Here is a 1,065-nt window from a genome sequence, read left to right as displayed (position 1 = left end):
TATCTGTGACACCTACCATGTATATGGAATAAGAACTGATATAAGGCATAACTGCTGCGGAAGAAAGATGAATATACATGACTACAGGACTGTTACAGTAAGAAGCCTCAGTTATGGAAACAGGAAAGTTATCCTACATATAGAAAAACAGAGGTATGTCTGTCCTGTATGCAATAAAAGAATGACTTCTTCAATAGATATTGTGGACAGGAACTGCAGCATCTCAAACGAAGTCAAGGATGAAATAAGAAGAAAACTTTCTGAGATGAAGTCATTCACTCAGATAGGAAGGGAAGAAAATACGAGCATATCAACTGTCATGAGGATATTTCATGACATTGAAGTTCCTCATAAGGAACTGGACTATGAAACTGTATACCTTGATGAATTTAAGGGGAATGCAGATAAAGAAAAGTACCAGCTGGCAATATATGATACAAACCATATCCTGATAGATATTTTAAAGGACAGGAAATCATCAACCATAAGGGAATTCCTTCTCTGTCATAAAGACAGTATAAAAAAAGTTGGAATGGATATGTTCATGCAGTTCAGGAACACAGTGTATTCCTGTCTTCCACATGCTGATATTGTGGCAGACAAATATCATGTCATAAGGCAGGCAAACTGGATGATAAGGGATGTGAGGATAAGATTATTCAATTCAGATACAAAGTACAAGGAATACAAGAAATACTGGAAGCTGATAGCAAAGAATCCAAACAGTGCATTCAGTCCTTCACAGAAGAAGAGGCTAAAGAAACTGAAGAACCTTTCAGAGATATTTTCAAGGGCTTATGATCTTAGGACAAAATTTTTCAGTATATTTGAAATAAAGGATGTCACAATATTCAGTTATGAACTGAATAATCTGATAGGAGAACTGAAGGAATCAGGAATAAAGGAATGTATTAAGCTAGGGGAAACGTTATCAAACTGGGAAAAAGAAATAAACAATATACAAAAATATAATATAAATAATGGATTTGTTGAAGGGAAAAATAACAAGATAAAGGTAATAAAAAGGCTATCTTATGGGATAAAAAAATTCGACAACCTTAAAAA

General features: G+C 34.2%; 1 protein-coding gene. It reads left to right on the top strand.

Annotated features, from left to right (window positions below; genetic code table 11):
- Positions 1-67: 67 nt before the first annotated feature.
- On the top strand, positions 68-1,065 hold a 998-nt coding region (locus tag HMPREF1984_RS11035; protein WP_051314511.1), incomplete at its 3' end, for an ISL3 family transposase.

This window comes from Leptotrichia sp. oral taxon 215 str. W9775 (assembly GCF_000469505.1).
GTDB lineage: Bacteria > Fusobacteriota > Fusobacteriia > Fusobacteriales > Leptotrichiaceae > Leptotrichia_A.
The sequence above is the reverse complement of the archived record's forward strand: the minus strand, read 5'-3'. Positions and strand labels throughout refer to the sequence as shown.